12 protein-coding genes and 1 pseudogene are annotated in these 17,426 nt (G+C 71.3%); 12 read left to right on the top strand and 1 reads right to left on the bottom strand.

Annotation, left to right across the window (positions count from 1 at the left end; genetic code table 11):
• The first annotated feature begins 623 nt into the window (after positions 1 to 623).
• Positions 624 to 1,298, top strand: coding sequence for a DUF4232 domain-containing protein (locus tag ABZV77_RS42395; RefSeq protein ID WP_356268710.1), 675 nt, complete (start codon positions 624 to 626; stop codon positions 1,296 to 1,298).
• Between the two features lie 37 nt (positions 1,299 to 1,335).
• Here ABZV77_RS42395 and ABZV77_RS42390 read toward each other — a convergent pair whose 3' ends face one another.
• Positions 1,336 to 3,219, bottom strand: a complete 1,884-nt coding sequence (locus ABZV77_RS42390; protein WP_356268709.1) for a serine/threonine-protein kinase — start codon at positions 3,217 to 3,219, stop codon at positions 1,336 to 1,338.
• A 301-nt stretch (positions 3,220 to 3,520) separates the two neighbouring features.
• Here ABZV77_RS42390 and ABZV77_RS42385 point away from each other — a divergent pair, with 301 nt between their 5' ends.
• The 11 genes and pseudogenes from ABZV77_RS42385 to ABZV77_RS42335 form a co-directional block, all read left to right on the top strand.
• Complete coding sequence (locus tag ABZV77_RS42385) at positions 3,521 to 4,711, top strand: ROK family transcriptional regulator (protein ID WP_356268707.1); 1,191 nt, start codon at positions 3,521 to 3,523, stop codon at positions 4,709 to 4,711.
• A 66-nt stretch (positions 4,712 to 4,777) separates the two neighbouring features.
• Entirely contained in the window at positions 4,778 to 6,118 is a 1,341-nt protein-coding gene (locus tag ABZV77_RS42380) for an ABC transporter substrate-binding protein (RefSeq protein ID WP_356268705.1), read from the top strand.
• Positions 6,119 to 6,138: 20 nt separating this feature from the next.
• Positions 6,139 to 7,074, top strand: coding sequence for a sugar ABC transporter permease (locus ABZV77_RS42375; protein ID WP_356268703.1), 936 nt, complete (start codon positions 6,139 to 6,141; stop codon positions 7,072 to 7,074).
• An 8-nt stretch (positions 7,075 to 7,082) separates the two neighbouring features.
• On the top strand, positions 7,083 to 7,997 hold the full coding sequence (locus ABZV77_RS42370) for a carbohydrate ABC transporter permease (protein WP_356268702.1): 915 nt from the start codon (positions 7,083 to 7,085) through the stop codon (positions 7,995 to 7,997).
• 8 nt (positions 7,998 to 8,005) lie between these two features.
• On the top strand, positions 8,006 to 9,271 hold the full coding sequence (locus ABZV77_RS42365; RefSeq protein WP_356268700.1) for a 6-phospho-beta-glucosidase: 1,266 nt from the start codon (positions 8,006 to 8,008) through the stop codon (positions 9,269 to 9,271).
• Positions 9,262 to 10,257 (top strand): BadF/BadG/BcrA/BcrD ATPase family protein, encoded by a 996-nt coding sequence (locus ABZV77_RS42360; RefSeq protein ID WP_356268698.1) that lies wholly within the window; start codon positions 9,262 to 9,264, stop codon positions 10,255 to 10,257. The genes ABZV77_RS42365 and ABZV77_RS42360 overlap by 10 nt, the downstream gene beginning before the upstream one ends.
• Before the next feature lie 205 nt (positions 10,258 to 10,462).
• Positions 10,463 to 11,953 (top strand): hypothetical protein, encoded by a 1,491-nt coding sequence (locus ABZV77_RS42355; RefSeq protein WP_356268696.1) that lies wholly within the window; start codon positions 10,463 to 10,465, stop codon positions 11,951 to 11,953.
• Positions 11,954 to 11,985: 32 nt separating this feature from the next.
• On the top strand, positions 11,986 to 12,984 hold the full coding sequence (locus ABZV77_RS42350; RefSeq protein WP_356268694.1) for a glutamate ABC transporter substrate-binding protein: 999 nt from the start codon (positions 11,986 to 11,988) through the stop codon (positions 12,982 to 12,984).
• Positions 12,985 to 13,078: 94 nt separating this feature from the next.
• Positions 13,079 to 14,398 carry a hypothetical protein gene (locus ABZV77_RS42345; protein WP_356268693.1) on the top strand — a complete coding sequence of 440 codons (1,320 nt, stop codon included), beginning with the start codon at positions 13,079 to 13,081 and terminating at the stop codon, positions 14,396 to 14,398.
• Entirely contained in the window at positions 14,395 to 16,968 is a 2,574-nt protein-coding gene (locus ABZV77_RS42340; protein ID WP_356268691.1) for a tetratricopeptide repeat protein, read from the top strand. The genes ABZV77_RS42345 and ABZV77_RS42340 overlap by 4 nt, the downstream gene beginning before the upstream one ends.
• A gap of 11 nt (positions 16,969 to 16,979) precedes the next feature.
• Positions 16,980 to 17,426 (top strand): annotated as a pseudogene (locus tag ABZV77_RS42335) (serine/threonine-protein phosphatase); the annotation flags it as partial.

Here is a 17,426-nt window from a genome sequence, read left to right as displayed (position 1 = left end):
ATCGGCGCAGCCGACGCGACGCAGGAGCGCCCTTTACTCCCGGCCCGGAACCGCCACACTCCGCAAAAAACCGGGCGGCCCCGGTGACCATCCGGTGCGGGCCTACACCAACTCCCTTGCGTAACACCGGACTACCCGAGACCAAGCCAGGAGAGGCGAGCATGCAGGGTGAGGCACGGGCCTGCATCGGCGCCACCCCTGCCGGGACGCTGCGTCGGCCCCCAGGTAGGGAGACAGCCCTCGTCTTGGGGTCAAGATCCGCCGAGTAACGGAACTGTCCCAGCGCGCGGTGACAGGGAAGAAGTGCCGAGCGGCTACCGGAACCACCGCCCCGGGCCACCGGTCAACCACTCCAGAGTGACGTGACGAACCCGCGTTCGACCCCCATTTTCCGCGCCCGACGGCGCACAAGAGGGGTGCGGAGAGGGCGTGGAAGGGCCGGTCCCGTGTCGGTCGGCTGCGCACGCCGACGCCGCCCGGCCTGTAACAGGAGTGTCTTAGGCGGAAGTTGAGCGGAACGGTTCGCCTGGCCCGGGCTGTCCTGGTGGTCAGTAACGCTCGCTCGTACCGCTTGGTGCCGAGCAGCCCGGCACCACCACCAACCAACGCTGAGGGAAAATACGATGCGCGTTCGCAAGCTCACCACCTTCGCCGCCCTGGCCCTCGCCGCGAGCCTCTCGCTCACGGCCTGCAACGGCGACGACGTCGCGAGCGGCGACTCGTCCTCGGACTCCGCCGCCTCCTCGGGCGGCGGTTCGGAGCAGGGCGGCGGGCAGGACACCGCGGGCAAGGACTCCGGCGGCGAGAAGCCCGCCCCTGCGGGCAAGGACTCCGCGGGCTCCGGCTCCGGCTCCGGCTCCGGTCAGAGCGGCAAGGGCGGCAAGTGCCGCACCGACGACCTGGACATCACCGCGTCGGACAGCACCATCGACGGCGACACCGACGGCTCCATCGCGGTGACGTTCAAGAACGGCGGCGCGGACTGCGGCCTGTCCGGCTTCGCGGGCGTCGACCTGAAGACCAGCGCGGGCTCCCTCTCCGCCACGCGCTCGGGCCAGGGCGCCAGCCCGATGACCCTCAAGAGCGGCGAGTCGGTGTCCTTCAGCGTCGGCTACCCGGTCAACGACTCGGGCGGCTCCGGCGTCAAGGTCACCAGCCTCGTCGTGACCCCGCCCGGCGAGACGAAGTCGTTCTCCATGGAGTGGCCCGGCGCCGGCTCCCTCCCCGTCACCGACGGCTCCGGCACCCCGGTCAAGGTCTTCCCGATCGGCAGCGCGGGCCAGGGCGGCGCGCAGTAACACCCCGCCCTACCTCTACGCCCGCGACTGGCCCAGGTCAGTCGCGGGCGTAGTAGTACCCCTCCCCGTGGGAGGGGCCCACGTTGTGCTGGATCCCGCTGCCGTTGATGGTGAAGTACGAGGGGTCCAACGTCGGGTAGCAGGTGGGCGGACGGCTGCCCACGAACGTCGCCGTGCCGACGTTGATCCGGCTCCCCTGGCTCCCGGACGACGTCACCTTCGCCGCGTACGTGCACTCGGCCTGCTTCTCCATGGTCAGCCGTACGGCACCGCTGCGGGAGATCGTCACCGAGTCGGGCTGCCCGATGTTGAAGTCGCCGCCGAACTTCCAGGCCCCCGCGAAGAACGTGGGCACGGCGCCGCCGCCTCCGCCTCCTGATCCCGACGAGCCGCCGTCCCCTGAACCGGAACCCGAACCGGAACCGGAGGCGTCGTCTGACGTGTCCCCGGGCGACGTGCCGGAGCCGCCGTCCTTGGAGCCGTCCGAGTCGTCGGAGTCGTCGGAGTCGTCGGAGTCTTTGCCTCCGCCGCTGTCCGCCCCGTTCACGCCGTCCGCTCCGTCCGCGCCCTTCTCCCCGTCGTCGCCCTTCTTGTCCTTCTTCCCCTTGTCCTTGGACTTGGACTTGTCATCCTTCGACGGTGAATCCCCGGGCGACCGCGACGCGTTCGGGCCCGGCGTCACCGGCGCACTGCTCGACGGCGGCGACGCACTGTCGTCGCCGTCGCCGCTGAACGGCTGCAGCACCGCGACCGTGCCACCGCCGACGGAGATCACGGCCACGACCGGGAGCGCGATCACGAGGGGGCGGCGACGCCGGTTCCGCTCCCCGGTGGGAGCACTCGCTGCGGACCCGCCCGTCACCGCCGCCACCTCGGCGACTCCCGCCCCGGCCCCCGCCCGCAGCCGCGCCGTCTCCCGGTCGACCGCGACCGGCGCCGCCTCCCGTACCGGCGCCGAAGACTCCGCGTCCAGGAGCCGCGCCGCCTGCTGGGCGAGGCGCGTGACGACGTCGGCGGGCAGCCACGACGCCTGGGACGGCAGCGGGCGCGCCTCCTCGGCGGCCGCCAACAGCTCGTCCAGGTCCGCGCGTTCGTCCACCTCCTTGGCGAGGCAGCGGGCTATGAGCGCCCGCAGGTCGTCGTCGGCCACCGCGTCGAGGTCGGGCTCGGCCTCGACGATCTGGTACATGACCGCGTGCTGGTTGCCGGCGCCGCGTCCGAAGGGCAGCGCGCCCGTCGCGGCGTACGTCAGGACGCAACCCAACGTGAACACATCGCTCTTGGGGCCCGCGCTCTGGCCCCGGATCTGCTCGGGCGCCATGAAGCCGGGCGAACCGATGACCATGCCGGTGCTGGTGAGGAGCGACTCGACGGAGGTCTGCATCGCGCGGGCGATGCCGAAGTCGATGACGCGCGGGCCCTCGACGGTCAGCATCACGTTGGACGGTTTGAGGTCGCGGTGGACGATCCCTGCCGAGTGGATGTCCTTGAGCGCGTGCAGGAGTCCGTCGGCGAGCGTGAGGACGGACTTCGCGGGCAGCGGGCCGTGGCCGCGTACGACTTGTTCGAGGGAGAGCCCGGGGACGTACCCCGTGGCGACCCAGGGCAGGTCGGCGTCCGGGTCCGCGTCGAGCACGGGCGCCGTGTAGCGCTCGCCGACGCGCCGCGCGGCGTCGATCTCGCGCCGGAAACGGGCTCTGAACTGGGCGTCCGAGACATGTTCCTCGTGGACGACCTTCACCGCGACGGTGCGGCCGCTCTCGGAGCGGGCGAGGTAGACCCGCCCCATGCCGCCCGCGCCGAGCCTGCCGAGCAGCAGATAGGGCCCGAACCGGGCGGGGTCCGCCGCGGTCAGCGGCTTGATGCCGCCGTCGAGGCTCTCGTCCCCGTCATCGAGGCTGCCCTCGGTCTCACTGGTCATGGTGATTGGTCCCCCGGTCGTCCTGCTGGTCGGTCGAACAGACGTGTCGAACAGACGTGAGGATAAGTGGTGTCGATCTCTCGCCCACCCCCGCCAACACGCCCCAAGTGCACCCCGTGCAACACCCCACCCCCACAGGTAACGACTTGGTTGCCGGGGAAGCATCCGCTATTGACGCCCCATTCACGCCAGCCGTACGGTCCTCACCAATTGGAAAGTTTCCTAACAGTTAGCGGCTGTCGGTGACGGCGACCGTCGACGGTGGCCGTCGACGTACAGGCAGCGAGAGGCAGGTGTCGGCATGGCAGCAGGCAGCACCCCCGGAACTCCGGGTACCCCGGGAACCCCACGCGTCCTGCGCGCCATGAACGACCGCGCCGTGCTGGACCTGCTGGTCGCCCACGGCCCCCTCACCCGCACCCGCATCGGCGAGCTGACCGGCCTGTCGAAGCCCACCACCTCACAGCTCCTCGGCCGCCTCGAAGCGGCCGCCCTCGTGCACACCACCGGCAGCCTCAGCGGCCGCCCGGGCCCCAACGCCCTGCTGTACGAGATCAACCCGGGCGCGGGCCACGTCGCCGCACTCTCCGCCGACCCCACCGGCATCACCGCCCTCGTCGCCGACATCACCGGCACCGTCCTCGGCAGGGAGCGCGTCGAGGCTGACGCCGTCGCCGAGGACGTCCGGCACCGCACCGCACAGCTGGTCGCGGAGGCCGTCGACGGGGCGCTCCGCCAGGCGAGCCTCGGCCACGACGACCTGCGGGCGGCGGTGATCGGCACCCCCGGCGCCATCGACCCGCACACCGCCCAGCTGCGGTACGCCCCGCACCTGCCGGGCTGGCACTCGCGGACGCTGCGCGACGACCTCGCCGCCGTCCTCGGCACGCCCGTCGCCATCGAGAACGACGTCAACCTGGCCGCGGTCGCCGAGCAGTACGAGGGGGCCGCCCAGGACTTCGACAACTACGTGCTGACCTGGCTCGACGAAGGCGTGGGCGCCGCCATCGTGCTCGGTGGCACCCTGCTGCGCGGCGCCACCGGCGGCGCGGGCGAGATCGGGTACATGCCGCTGCCGGGCGCCCCGCTGGTGCGCGGTGGATCGGCGGGCAGCGGCTCGGCGAGCGGCGGCGGCGACGGCGGCTTCGAGAGCCTCGTCTCCGCGTACGTCGTGCGCGAACTCACCGGCGGCGGCGCGACGTTGGCCGAGGTCATGGCCGACGACGCCGCACTCGACGAGGTCGCCCGGCGCATCGCCACCGGCATCGCCGCGGTCGTCGCCGTCGTCGACCCCGAACTCGTCGTGTTGTCCGGAGCCGTCGCCCAGGCCGGTGGCGACAAGCTGCGGGTCCGCGTCGAGGAGGAACTCACCGGGCTCGCACTGCCCCGGCCGCAGATCCGCATCAGCGAACTCGACGGCGACCCCATCCTCACCGGCGCCCTGCGCTCGGCCCTCACCCAGGCCCGCGACCAGGTCTTCGACACGGCCTGACCTCCGCCTCTCCCCCCCTCCCACCGCCCGCAAGCAACCTCCCCTCCCCCGAAAAGGAAGTCCGCCATGCCGCGATGGCGCATGCCCACCTGCGCGTCCGCGGCGCTCGCCGCAGCCGGTCTGTTGCTCTCCGGCTGCGCCAACCCGAGCGTCGGCAGCGCGAACGACGACCCGAAGGCGCCGGTCACCCTCAAGTTCTGGCACGGCTGGGCGACGCCCGGCGAGGTCAAGGCCGTCAACGACAGCATCGACCGGTTCGAGAAACTGCACCCGAACATCAAGGTCAAGGCCACCGGGAACGTCTCCGACGAGACCATCAACCAGGCCCTGCGGGCGGGCGGCGACAAGGCCCCGGACGTGGTGTCCTCGTTCACCACCAACAACGTGGGCCAGTACTGCGACTCCGGGATGTGGACGGACCTCGATCCGTTCATGAAGAAGACCGGCCTCGACAAGCGCAAGACCTTCCCCAAGACGCTGCTCGACTACACGAGCTACCACGGCAGCCAGTGCGCCCTTCCGCTGCTCGCGGACGCCTTCGGGATGTACTACAACAAGGACGCGTTCGAGAAGGCGGGCATCGAGCGGCCACCGCGCACGATGTCCGAGTTCAAGAAGGTCGCCAAGAAGCTGACCGTGCGCAAGGGCAAGGACTCGTACGAGCAGGTCGGGTACATGCCCAACTTCCGCTTCTACCAGAACAGCCCGGACCGCCTCTTCGCCCAGTGGGGCCCCGAGTACTTCGACGCCAAGGGCGATTCGCGGCTCGCCGACGAGCCCTCGACGTACAAGTTCTTCAAGACAGCAGGTCAACTGGCGGACGCCCAGGGCGGGTTCAACGACCTGGAGAAGTTCCGGATGTCGTTCGGCGACGAGATGTCCAGCCAGAACGCCTTCCTCACCGGGAAGGTCGCCATGCACCTGGACGGTGAGTGGCGCGGGCTGATGCTGAACGAGGCGAAGGCGAAGTTCAACTGGGGCGTGGCGCCGCTGCCCGTCCCCGACGACCAGCCCGAGGCGTACGGGCGCGGCTTCATCACCGGCACCGTCGCCGGTATCGCGCACAGCAGCAAGCACCAGAACGCCGCCTGGGAGCTGGTGCGGTTCCTGACCGCGGACACCAAGCAGGTCGTGAACTTCGCGAACGCCATCCACAACGTGCCCTCCACGTTCGCGGCGCTCAAGTCGCCCGACCTGGACGCGGATCCGACCTTCCGGACCTTCTTCGACATCCTGCAGAGCAAGCACAGCAAGGCCCTGCCGCCCTCCGTCAACGGCGGCGCCTACGTCGTCTCGCTGATGGACTTCGCGTACTCCGTGGAGGCCGGGCGCGTCTCCGACCTGCGCAAGGGCCTGAAGAAGCTCGACGAACAGATCGACGCCGACACCCTCCAGTCGAAGAGCTGAAGAGCTGAGGACCCCGACCCATGGCACTGTCCCTCTCCAACCCCGCGCGCCGCCGACTGCGCACGCTCGGGTTCCTGTCCCCCTGGCTGGTCGGCTTCAGCGTCTTCTTCGCGTACCCGCTGATCGCCACCGTCTACTTCTCGTTCATGCACTACAACCAGATCAAGGAGCCCACCTTCGTGGGCCTCAGGAACTGGCACTACGTGTTCGAGCAGATGCCCCTGTTCGGGCCCGCCCTGCGGAACACCCTCTGGCTCGTCGTGATCATGGTGGCCGTGCGGGTGGTCTTCGGGCTCTCGCTCGGGCTGCTGATCACGAAGATCAAGACGGGGGCGGGGTTCTTCCGCACCGCCTTCTACCTGCCGTATCTCGCGCCGCCGGTGGCCGCCACCGTCGCCTTCGTCTTCCTGCTCAACCCGGGCTCGGGCCCCGTGAACGAGATCCTCGGCTCCATCGGCATCTCCGGGCCCAACTGGTTCAACGACCCGGACACCGCCAAGCCCTCGCTGGTGCTGCTCTCCCTGTGGGGCATCGGCGACCTGATGGTGATCTTCATGGCCGCGCTGCTCGACGTACCCAAGGAGCAGTACGAGGCCGCCGAGCTGGACGGCGCGGGCCCGTTCGCCAAGTTCCGCTACGTCACCTGGCCCTCGATCACGCCGATCGTGATGTTCGCGGTGGTCACGGGCGTCGTGCAGACCATGCAGTACTACACGCAGGCCCTGGTCGCGGGGAAGGTCGCATCCGGCGTCAACATCGGCCCCGGCTCGGTCATCCAGCCCGGCTACCCGGACCACTCGACCCTCACGGTCCCCCAGCTCGTCTACCAGATGGGCTTCCAGAACTTCAACACCGGTGCCGCGTGCGTGCTTTCGCTCGTGCTCTTCGCCATCGCCATGGCCGTGACGATGCTCCTGATGCGCAAGCGCTCCGGGCTGCTCTCGGCGGAGGACTGAGGACTTCGATGACTTCCACGACTCTCAGCGCGCCCGCGTCGGCGTCGACGCCCGAACGGACCTCCCCGAACCGGGGCCCCGCCGCCGCCCGCGCCCGCCGCAAGCGGATCCTGCACTGGATCGCCGTGCACAGCATCGCGATAGCCGTCGCGCTGCTCTTCGTCCTGCCGTTCGTCTTCGTCTTCCTGACGTCGGTGATGAGCGACTCGCAGGCCATGAGCGGCGACCTGTGGCCCGACTCCTGGCACTGGTCGAACTACAAGGCCGTGTTCGAAACGCCGGGCTTCCTCGACTGGTGGCGCAACTCGCTGATGTACGCGGGGCTCGGCACCCTCTTCACGGTCTGCTCGGCGATCCCCGTGGCGTACGCGCTCGCCAAGTTCCGCTTCCGCGGCAGGCGTACCGCGATGCTGCTCGTCATCTCGACGATGATGCTGCCGCCGCAGGTCATCGTGATCCCGATGTATCTGGTGTGGGCCCAGCAGTTCCATCTGTCGGGCACCTTGTGGCCTCTGATCATTCCGATGGCGTTCGGTGACGCGTACTCGATCTTCCTGCTGCGGCAGTTCCTCCTCACCATCCCCAAGGAGTACATCGAGTCGGCGAAGGTCGACGGCTGCGGGGAGTTCCGCACCATGGTGAAGATCGTGGTGCCCATGGCCAAGCCCGGCATCACCGCCATCGCGCTCTTCCAGTTCTTCTACTGCTGGAACGACTACTTCGGTCCGCAGATCTACGCGGCACAGAACCCCGGCGCCTGGACGCTGAGTTACGGCCTGGAGTCGTTCAAGAGCGCCCACAGCGTCAACTGGAACATGACCATGGCCGCGACGCTGCTCGTCATGGCCCCCGTCATCATCATCTTCTTCTTCGCACAAAAGGCCTTCGTCGAAGGCGTCACCCTCACCGGAGTAAAGGGCTGAGAACCGATATGAAGCTCGCAGTGGTCGGCGGAGGGTCGACCTACACACCCGAACTCATCGATGGATTCGCGCGGTTGAGGGACTCCCTGCCGATCGAGGAACTGGTCCTCGTGGACCCGGCCGCCGACCGCCTGGAGCTGGTGGGCGGCCTCGCGCGGCGCATCTTCGCCAAGCAGGGGCACCCGGGCCGCATCGTCACCACGTCCGACGTGGACGCGGGCGTCGCGGACGCCGACGCCGTGCTGCTCCAGCTGCGCGTGGGCGGACAGGCCGCCCGCAACCAGGACGAGACGTGGCCGCTGGAGTGCGGCTGCGTCGGCCAGGAGACCACCGGCGCGGGCGGTCTGGCGAAGGCGCTGCGCACGGTGCCCGTCGTCCTCGACATCGCCGAGCGCGTGCGCAGGACCAACCCGAACGCCTGGATCATCGACTTCACCAACCCCGTGGGCATCGTCACGCGGGCGCTGCTGCAGGCCGGTCACAAGGCCGTCGGGCTGTGCAACGTGGCGATCGGCTTCCAGCGGAAGTTCGCGAAGCTGCTCGACGTCGCCCCGGGCGAGGTGCACCTGGACCACGTCGGCCTCAACCACCTCACGTGGGAGACCGGCGTACGTCTCGGAGGCCCCGAGGGCGCCGACATCCTGCCGAAGCTGCTCGCCGAGCACGGCGACGCGGTCGCCGAGGACCTGCGCATGCCGCGCGCCATCGTCGACCGGCTCGGCGTCGTCCCCTCGTACTACCTGCGCTACTACTACCAGCACGACGCCGTCGTCGAGGAGCTGCGGACCAAGCCGTCGCGGGCCGCCGAGGTCGCCGAGATGGAGAAGCAGTTGCTGGAGATGTACGGCGACCCGGCGCTCGACGAGAAGCCGGAGCTGCTCGCCAAGCGCGGCGGCGCCTTCTATTCGGAGGCGGCCGTGGACCTGGCGGCGTCGCTGCTCGGCAACGGCGGCAGCCCGTACCAGGTGGTGAACACCGTCAACAACGGCACGCTGCCGTTCCTGCCCGACGACGCGGTCATCGAGGTGCAGGCCGCGGTGGACGGCTCGGGCGCGCGGCCCCTGGCCGTGCCGAAGCTCGACCCGCTGTACGCCGGGCTCATCGCGAACGTCACCGCCTACGAGGACCTGGCGCTGCAGGCGGCCGTGCACGGCGGCCGCGAGCGCGTCTTCAAGGCGCTGCTCGCCCACCCGCTGATCGGGCAGTACGCGTACGCCGAGCAGCTCACCGACAGCCTCGTCGCTCACAACCGGGAGCACCTGGCGTGGGCGTAGGCACGAGCGTGCTCGCCATCGACGCGGGCAACAGCAAGACCGACGTCGCGGTGGTCGCGGCCGACGGACGCATCGTCGGCACGGCCCGCGGCGGCGGGTTCCAACCACCCCAGGTCGGCGTGGAGACCGCGGTGGACATCCTGGCGGAGGCCGTGACGCGGGCCCTCGCGGAGGCGGGTGCCGACTCCGTCGGGCACGTGTCCGCCTGCCTCGCCAACGCCGATCTCCCGGTGGAGGAGCGGGAGTTGGCGGACGCCCTGCACCGGCGCGCGTGGGGGCCTTCGGTCGACGTGCGCAACGACACCTTCGCGATCCTGCGCGCCGGGCTCCGGGAGGACGCGGAGCCGCGCGGCGTCGCCGTGGTGTGCGGCGCGGGCATCAACTGCGTCGGCATGCTCCCGGACGGGCGCACCGCCCGCTTCCCCGCCATCGGCCGGATCTCCGGCGACTGGGGCGGGGGCGGCGCCCTCGCCGAGGAGGCCCTGTGGCACGCGGCGCGCGCCGAGGACGGCCGCGGACCCGCGACCGCGCTGCGCGAGACGCTGCCCGCGCACTTCGGTCTGACGTCGATGTACGCGCTGATCGAGGCCCTGCACCTGGGCCGGGTGGCGCCGGTCAGGCGGCACGAGCTGACGCCGGTCCTGTTCGCCACCGCGGCCGCGGGGGACGCCGTGGCCAGGTCGGTGGTGGAGCGGATGGCCGACGAGGTCGTGGCCATGGCGACGGTGGCCCTGGACCGGCTCGACCTGCTCGACGAGGAGGCCCCGGTACTGCTCGGCGGCAGCGTCCTCGCCGCGCGCCATCCGCAACTGGACGACCGCGTGCGGGAGTTGCTCGCCGAGCGGGCGCCCAAGGCGGTGCCGCAGGTGGTCGCCGCACGGCCCGTGCTCGGCGCGGCGCTCCTGGGCCTCGACCAGGTGGCGGCCCCGGCCGAGGTGCATGCGCGCGTACGGGCGCATTACGAGGGCGGCGCGAGCCCGAACTGACCGCTTCCCGCCTGCGCCGTGTGCGCGGGCGGGAACCGAACACCTCCCAATCTCGTGTTCAAGGGCAGGGATCCGTACAAGATCGAGTCAAGGCCTGTGCGGATGTCGGTCCCTGCGGCAATACTTGCGGCCGTGTACTTCTTCCCGCTCCGCACGCGCCGGGCGGAGACCAGCGTCCGATGACCGAGGGGGAGGTCGAGGCAAGGTGACACATCCGCCGAACGGCGGCTCGGTGCCTCCGGGCCCGCCGGGGCAGGCACCGGCCGCGCCCGCGCAGGCTCCGGAGCGGCCCGCGCCGACGATGCCCACCGTGCCGCCCCAGGTGCCCGGCACCCCGGCCGCACCGCCCGCCGCCGCCACCGCACGCCGCACCGCCTGGTCCGAGGGCGTCGACCGGCTGCGCGCCGCGGCGACCACGGAGCCGGGCAGGCTGCGCATCATCGGTGCCGTACTGGCCCTGATCGTCGTCGCGTTCGGCGCGGTCACCACCTGGCAGATGACGGAGCGCTCGGCCGCCGCGGACGACGTGCTGGGCCGCAGCCAGCCGCTGAGCGCCGACGCGGCGGCCATCTACCGCTCGCTTGCCGACGCCAACACCGCCGCGTCCAGCGGCTTCCTCGCGGGCGGCCAGGAACCGGCCGCCGTCCGCGCGCGCTACGAACGCGACATCAAGCGGGCCTCGGAGAAGCTGGCGACCGCCGCGTCGAACGCGGGCTCGGACTCGTCGTCGGCGGCCTCCGTCGGCGAGCTGAACAAGCTCCTGCCCGAGTACACGGGCCTGATCGAGCGCGCCCGCGCCAACAACCGCCAGGGCCTGCCGCTGGGCGGCGCCTATCTGCGGTACGCGAACGACAAGATGCAGACGAAGATGCTCCCGGCCGCCGAGAAGCTCTACAAGGCGGAGAACGAACGGCTCAGCGACGACTACGGAAACGCGAAGCCGTACCCCTGGTTCGCCATCGCCCTCGGCGTCCTCGCGCTCGGCGCGCTCGGCTGGGCCCAGCACCGCAACTACCGCCGTACGAACCGGGTGTTCAACCACGGCCTGGTCGCCGCGACGGCGGCAGGCACGGTCGTGCTGCTCTGGCTCGTCGTCGGCCACACCTTCGCCCGCTCGGGGCTCAACGACTCGTACGACAACGGCGTGCGCTCGCTGAACGTCCTCAACGACGCCCGCATCAGCTCGCTGAAGGCGCGTGGCAACGAGAACCTGACGCTGGTCAGCCGCGGCGCCGAGACCACCGAGGTGGACGGCAAGTCGGAGGACAAGTTCGACGTCGCCTACCGCGCGCAGATGAAGCAGCTGGGCGACGCCGAGAGCGGGCTGCTCGGCAGGGCGGCCGCCCTCGCCAACGACGACGCGGGCGAGAACCCGGTCGCCGAGGCCGTGAAGAACGTGGGCGTCTGGAAGGACCGCCACAAGGTGGCCCGCTCCAGCGACGACTCCGGTGACTACCAGGGCGCGCTCGACAAGGTGATCGGCGCCAAGAGCGACCAGCCGACCGGCGAGTGCTTCGACAACGTGGACGCGGCCCTGGACCAGGCCCTGGCCCACGAGCAGCGCGAGTTCAAGCAGGCGGCCAAGGACGGCAGGGGCGCCATGAGCGGCCTCGCCATCGGTGCCGCCGTCCTCGCGGTCCTCGCCGCGGCGGGCGCCGTGCTCGGCATCGGACACAGGCTTTCGGAGTACCGGTGATGGGGTCAGAGGTGAGAGGAGGCGCGCAGACGATGCGGACGCGACGCGGCACTGCCGGACTGCGCGGCTGGGGCGGTGTGGGCGCGATGGGTCTCGCCTGCGCCCTGGCGGGATCGCTCGTCCTGGTCCTGCCGGACCGGGGCGACAAGGGAGACGACGACGGCGTCGTGACGCAGGGCGGCCGCGGCTCCACGGTGGCCGCGCCCGCGCGTGCGGACGCCGACGACTGCAACGACCGCAGCCTGAGCCCCTCGCCCAAGGACGGCCCGACGATCGAGCAGATCAAGAACCGCAAGGTCAAGAAGCTGATCGTCGGCGTCGACCAGAACAGCTACCGCTGGGGCTACCGCGACCCGAACAAGAAGGGCGGCGAGCTGGAGGGCTTCGACATCGACCTCGCGCGCGAGATCGCCGAGGAGATCTTCGGCGACCGCGATGCCGTCGTCTTCCGCGCCATACCCACCAACCAGCGCATCCCCGCGATCCAGAGCGGCCAGGTCGACATGGTCGTCCGCACGATGACGGTCAACTGCGAGCGCCTGAAGGACGTCGACTTCTCCACCGGGTACTTCGAGACGGGCCAGCAGCTCCTCGCCCCGAAGAAGTCCGACATCACGGGGTACGGCCCGTCGATCACCGGCAAGAAGATCTGCTCGGCCTCCGGCTCCATCGCCGAGGAGGAGCTCAAGAAGAAGAACTACTCCGCCGACATCACCACCACCGTGCCCAACCAGCTCGACTGCCTGGTCCGGCTGCAGCTCGGCGAGGTGGACGCCGTGGTGACCGACAGCGCCCTCGCCGCGGGCCAGGCCGCACAGGACCCGACGGTCGAACTCAAGGGCGACGAGCCGTTCACCACCGAGCACTACGCCGTGGCGATGAAGAAGGGCTCGGACGACTTGGTCCGCCGGGTCAACAAGGTCCTCGACGACTACCGCAAGGACGGCGGCTGGCAGAAGTCCTACGACAAGTGGCTGAAGGAAGGCCTCGGCAAGTCCTCGGGGCCCCCGGCCCCGGAGTACAGGGACTGATCCGGAGCCGACAACCGACCTGATAACACTGGAGAGTTACGTCTGGGGCTCAACTACCGAGAACCCGGGGCAACGCAGAGCGGAGAGGTGATCGATGAGCGTCGCGGGACCCCCCGGTCCGGTGATGGACCGGGACGAGGTGGACCGTGCGCTGGCGCGGCTCGACGCCGAGCACGAGGCGATCGAGACCTCGCTCCTCGCCCTCCAGGACCACGCAGGGCGCCGCCTCCTGGAAGGCGCCAGGCTCACCGGCGTCACCGAGGAGCGCTGGGCGGCCACGGAGGGCCGGATCACGCTGCTCTGGGCCTACTTCGACGCGTACGCGGGCGCCCTGCGCACCGCCCACGACGTGCGCGAGCGCAGGCGCTGGCCCAGCAGGGACGACCTCGCCGAGCTGACGGAGCTGCTGCGCGGCGAGTCCGTGACGGTCGCGGGCGGCACCTCGTCCGGCACCTCCCCCTCGCTCACCGGACCCGCCAAGCTCACCGAGCGCTTCACCCTCGAAGAGCTCGTGACGCGCATGAACGACCTGTACGCGCACTCCCTCGACATGGTCGTCACCGCCGACGCGGTGTGGTCCGCGCTGCCCGCCCGCATCGACCTGCTCGCCGCCGAGCTGAACCGCACCCGCCAACTGGCGCACTCCGTCGGCGTACGTCCCGGGGAGCACCCCTCCGGTGACGACCTGGAGCGCATCACCCGCACCCTGACCACGCTGCGCGAGCAGGTGGTCTCCGACCCGCTCGCCTTCTGGCGGCGCGCGGAGGGCAGTTCGGCCCCCGGCGGCGGCCGCCCGCACACCGAGCGGTACGACAGGGAGGCCCGCGCGCTCGAAGAGGTGCGCCGCGAGATCGAGGCGGTGCTCACCGTCCGGCAGGACGCGGAGGCCCGCCTCGGCAGGCTGCGCGACGTGCTCTCCCGCGCGGACCGCACCCTCGCCGAGGCACGCTCCGCGCGCGGCGAGGTCCTCGCGAAGATCGCCGCCTCCGAGGTGCCCGCGGTCAGCGGCCCGCCGACCGCGCTCCAGGAGCAGCTGGCGATGGCTTCGGACTACCGCAGGCACGCACAGTGGCACCGTCTCTCCCCGCTCCTGGAGTCCCTGGAGCAGAAGGCCGAGGACGAACTGCTGCGCGCCCGCGAGTCGTTGACGGCCGTCACGGCGCCGCTCGCGGTCCGCGCCGAGCTGCGCGGCCGCCTGGACGCGTACAAGGCGAAGGTGGCCCGGCACGGCCACGCCGAGGACCCGCTCCTCATCGAGCGGTACGACGCGGCACGCCGGATGCTGTGGAGCGCGCCCTGCGATCTCCGGGTGGCCGAGCAGGCGGTCCTCCGCTATCAGCAGGCCGCCGCCGAAGTGCTCGTGCCGAGGGTTCCGCAGCAGGGCGGGCCCACCGACCGGACGGGGGAATCATGAGCCGGCGAGAATGTCAGCGGCCCAAGTGCACGGGTAGTTACGACGACTTCGGCGGCGGTGAGCTGTACTGCGACACCTGCGGTCTTGCCCCCGTCGTCGCGCCGAACGGCATGGTCGCATCGTCCCCGACCGGGCTCACGGCAGGTGGCCGGGGCTCGCGGGGCTCCAGCAGCTCGAGCGCCCGGTCGTCGTCGCAGTCCGCGAGGAGCTCCCGCTCGTCGCGTTCGCAGTCCTCGCGCCGGTCGGTGTCGGGGCGGCTCTCCCGCTCCCTGACCGGCAGTTCGACGTCCCGCTCGGTGTCGGTGCGCAGCTCGGGCTCGGCGGCCGGTTCCTCGGCCCGCGGGCGGCTCGGCGTCGGCCTGGTCACCGTGCCGGACGTGCCGCGCCCCGACCCGCGCGAGGCGGTGCAGGAGAACCCCGAGGTGCCCGAGCGGAAGCGGTTCTGCTCGCGCTCCGACTGCGGGGCGCCGGTGGGCCGCGCGCGCGGCGAGCGCCCGGGCCGCACCGAGGGGTTCTGCACCAAGTGCGGGCACCCCTACTCCTTCGTGCCGAAGCTGGACCGCGGCGACATCGTGCACGGGCAGTACGAGGTCGTGGGCTGCCTGGCGCACGGCGGCCTCGGCTGGGTCTATCTGGCCATCGACCGCGCGGTGTCCGACCGGTGGGTGGTCCTCAAGGGCCTGCTCGACACGGGCGACCAGGACGCGATGGCCGCGGCGATCTCCGAGCGGCGCTTCCTCGCCGAGATCGAGCACTCCAACATCGTCCGCATCTACAACTTCGTCGAGCACCTCGACCAGCGCACCGGCTCCATGGACGGGTACATCGTCATGGAGTACGTCGGCGGCAAGTCCCTGAAGGAGATCGCCAACGGCCGCCGCACGGAGGCGGGCAGGCGCGATCCGCTGCCGGTCGAGCAGGCCTGCGCGTACGGCATCGAGGCGCTGGACGCCCTGGGTCATCTGCACAGCCGCAAGCTCCTGTACTGCGACTTCAAGGTCGACAACGCCATCCAGACCGAGGGCCAGCTCAAGCTCATCGACATGGGCGCGGTCCGCAGGATGGACGACGACGAGTCCGCGATCTACGGCACGGTCGGCTACCAGGCCCCCGAGGTCGCGGAGGCGGGCCCCTCGGTCGCCTCCGACCTCTACACCGTCGCCCGCACCCTCGCCGTCCTGACCTTCGACTTCCAGGGCTATACGAACGTGTTCGTGGACTCCCTGCCCGACCCCGACAACATCGAGGTCTTCCGGACGTACGAGTCGTTCTACCGGCTCCTGGTCCGCGCCACGGACCCGGACCCGGCCCGCAGGTTCGCCTCCGCGCAGGAGATGGCCGAGCAGCTGACCGGTGTCCTGCGGGAGGTCGTGGCGCTGCAGACGGGGCTGCCGCGGCCCGCGCTCTCCACGCTGTTCGGGCCCGAGGTGAAGGTGCCGGACACGGAGCTGCTGGCCGAGTCGAACGGCGAGGTGTCCCGGCTGGGGGCCCGCGCCGAGCTCACCGCCCGGGGGAACGGCAGGGCGCTTCCTCCGGGTTCCGGAATCGGGGGCTCCGGAACTGGGGGCTCCGAAACCGGAGGCTCCGGAACCGCGGGGATCGTGCGGGGGGTCGACTCCGCCGCGACCGCCCTCGCGCTGCCCGTGCCCCTGGTCGACCCGAACGACCCGAACGCCGGGTTCCTCGCGGGTCTCATCGCGGCCGCGCCCGCCGAGCTGATCACCGCGCTCGGCACGGCGCCCGCGGACTCCCTGGAGCTGCAGCTGCGCGGTCTGCGCGCCCGGCTCGCCATGGGGGAGCTGACGCCCGCCGCCCAGGCACTTGCCGAGCTGGAACAACAGCACCCGGACGACTGGCGGGTGGTCTGGTACCGGGGCGTCGCGGCCCTGGCGACCGGCGACTTCGAGAACTCCGCGCTCTCCTTCGACGCGGTCTACGACGCGTTCCCCGGCGAGCCCGCGCCGAAGCTGGCGCTCGGCGTCATCGCGGAGGTCCTCGGCCAGCTGGACAACGCCGCCGAGTACTACCGCCTGGTGTGGACGACCGACCCGAGCTATGTGAGCGCGGCGTTCGGCCTGGCCCGCGTGCAGCTCGCGGCCGGTGACCGGGCGGGGTCCGTGCGCACCCTGGAGTCGGTGCCGGAGTCCTCCATCCACTACACCGCGGCCCGGGTCGCCGCGGTGCGGGCGCGGCTGCGTCACCGTATGACGTCGGACACGGCGGCCCCTTCGGGCGTCGCCTTCCTGGACGAGCTGACGGCCGCCGCGGGGCAGATCGAGGCACTTGCGGGCTTCGGGCTCGACGCAGTGCGCAGGGAGCGCCTGTCGACCGAGGTTCTGGGGACGGCGCTCGACTGGGTACTCTCCGGTAGGCACTCTGGTCACGTCTCCGCGCCACCGGCCTCCACCGGAACGCGGACCGTACTGCTCGGCAGCGACCTGGACGAGCGCGGCCTCCGGTTCGGTCTGGAGCGTTCGTACCGGACACTTGCCCGGCTCGCTCAGGGTGGCGAGGAGAGGATCGAACTGGTGGAACGGGCCAACCGTTTCCGCCCCCGGACGTGGGTGTGAGTATGTCGCAGATGCCCCAGCTGTCTGCCTGCCCCAGCTGTGAGGAGCCGCTGGAGTCGGGTGACCTGTATTGCGGTGCGTGCGGATTCGACCTGTCCGCGGTGCCGCCGCGGCCGGACGTTTCCCCCAACGGATCCGGCGGGTCCGACGGGTCCGTGCGGGCCGCCGCCGCGGGCGGGGAGGCCTCCGAGTGGCCCGTCGCGCCGGAGCTCGACAGCACTGACACACCGGTGCCCACGCATCTGCCGACGGACCTGGCGGGCACGGACTCGGCGGGCGGCGACCTTCCCGAGCGGCCGGACGCGGCCGGGGCGCCAGGCGCCGTGGCACCGGACACCGCCGGGGCACCCGACGCGGGCGAGGAGCCGGACGCCGTCGCCGTGCCGGACGAGTATCCGCTGCCCTCCCCCGGCACGCCCGCCGCGGCGCCCGCGCCCGCCGCCGACAAGCCCGCCGAC

Origin of the sequence: Streptomyces sp. NPDC004732 (genome assembly GCF_040609235.1) — a bacterium.
GTDB lineage: Bacteria > Actinomycetota > Actinomycetes > Streptomycetales > Streptomycetaceae > Streptomyces.
This window is presented reverse-complemented; position numbering and strand designations above follow the sequence as displayed.

Excerpts from the sequence above, each read along its gene's own strand:
- ABZV77_RS42380 (WP_356268705.1), top strand. The coding sequence starts at position 4,778 with ATGCCGCGATGGCGCATGCCCACCTGCGCGTCCGCGGCGCTCGCCGCA.
- ABZV77_RS42390 (WP_356268709.1), bottom strand. The coding sequence starts at position 3,219 with ATGACCAGTGAGACCGAGGGCAGCCTCGATGACGGGGACGAGAGCCTC.
- ABZV77_RS42345 (WP_356268693.1), top strand. The coding sequence starts at position 13,079 with ATGAGCGTCGCGGGACCCCCCGGTCCGGTGATGGACCGGGACGAGGTG.
- ABZV77_RS42385 (WP_356268707.1), top strand. The coding sequence starts at position 3,521 with ATGGCAGCAGGCAGCACCCCCGGAACTCCGGGTACCCCGGGAACCCCA.
- ABZV77_RS42375 (WP_356268703.1), top strand. The coding sequence starts at position 6,139 with ATGGCACTGTCCCTCTCCAACCCCGCGCGCCGCCGACTGCGCACGCTC.
- ABZV77_RS42370 (WP_356268702.1), top strand. The coding sequence starts at position 7,083 with ATGACTTCCACGACTCTCAGCGCGCCCGCGTCGGCGTCGACGCCCGAA.
- ABZV77_RS42340 (WP_356268691.1), top strand. The coding sequence starts at position 14,395 with ATGAGCCGGCGAGAATGTCAGCGGCCCAAGTGCACGGGTAGTTACGAC.
- ABZV77_RS42395 (WP_356268710.1), top strand. The coding sequence starts at position 624 with ATGCGCGTTCGCAAGCTCACCACCTTCGCCGCCCTGGCCCTCGCCGCG.
- ABZV77_RS42365 (WP_356268700.1), top strand. The coding sequence starts at position 8,006 with ATGAAGCTCGCAGTGGTCGGCGGAGGGTCGACCTACACACCCGAACTC.
- ABZV77_RS42350 (WP_356268694.1), top strand. The coding sequence starts at position 11,986 with ATGCGGACGCGACGCGGCACTGCCGGACTGCGCGGCTGGGGCGGTGTG.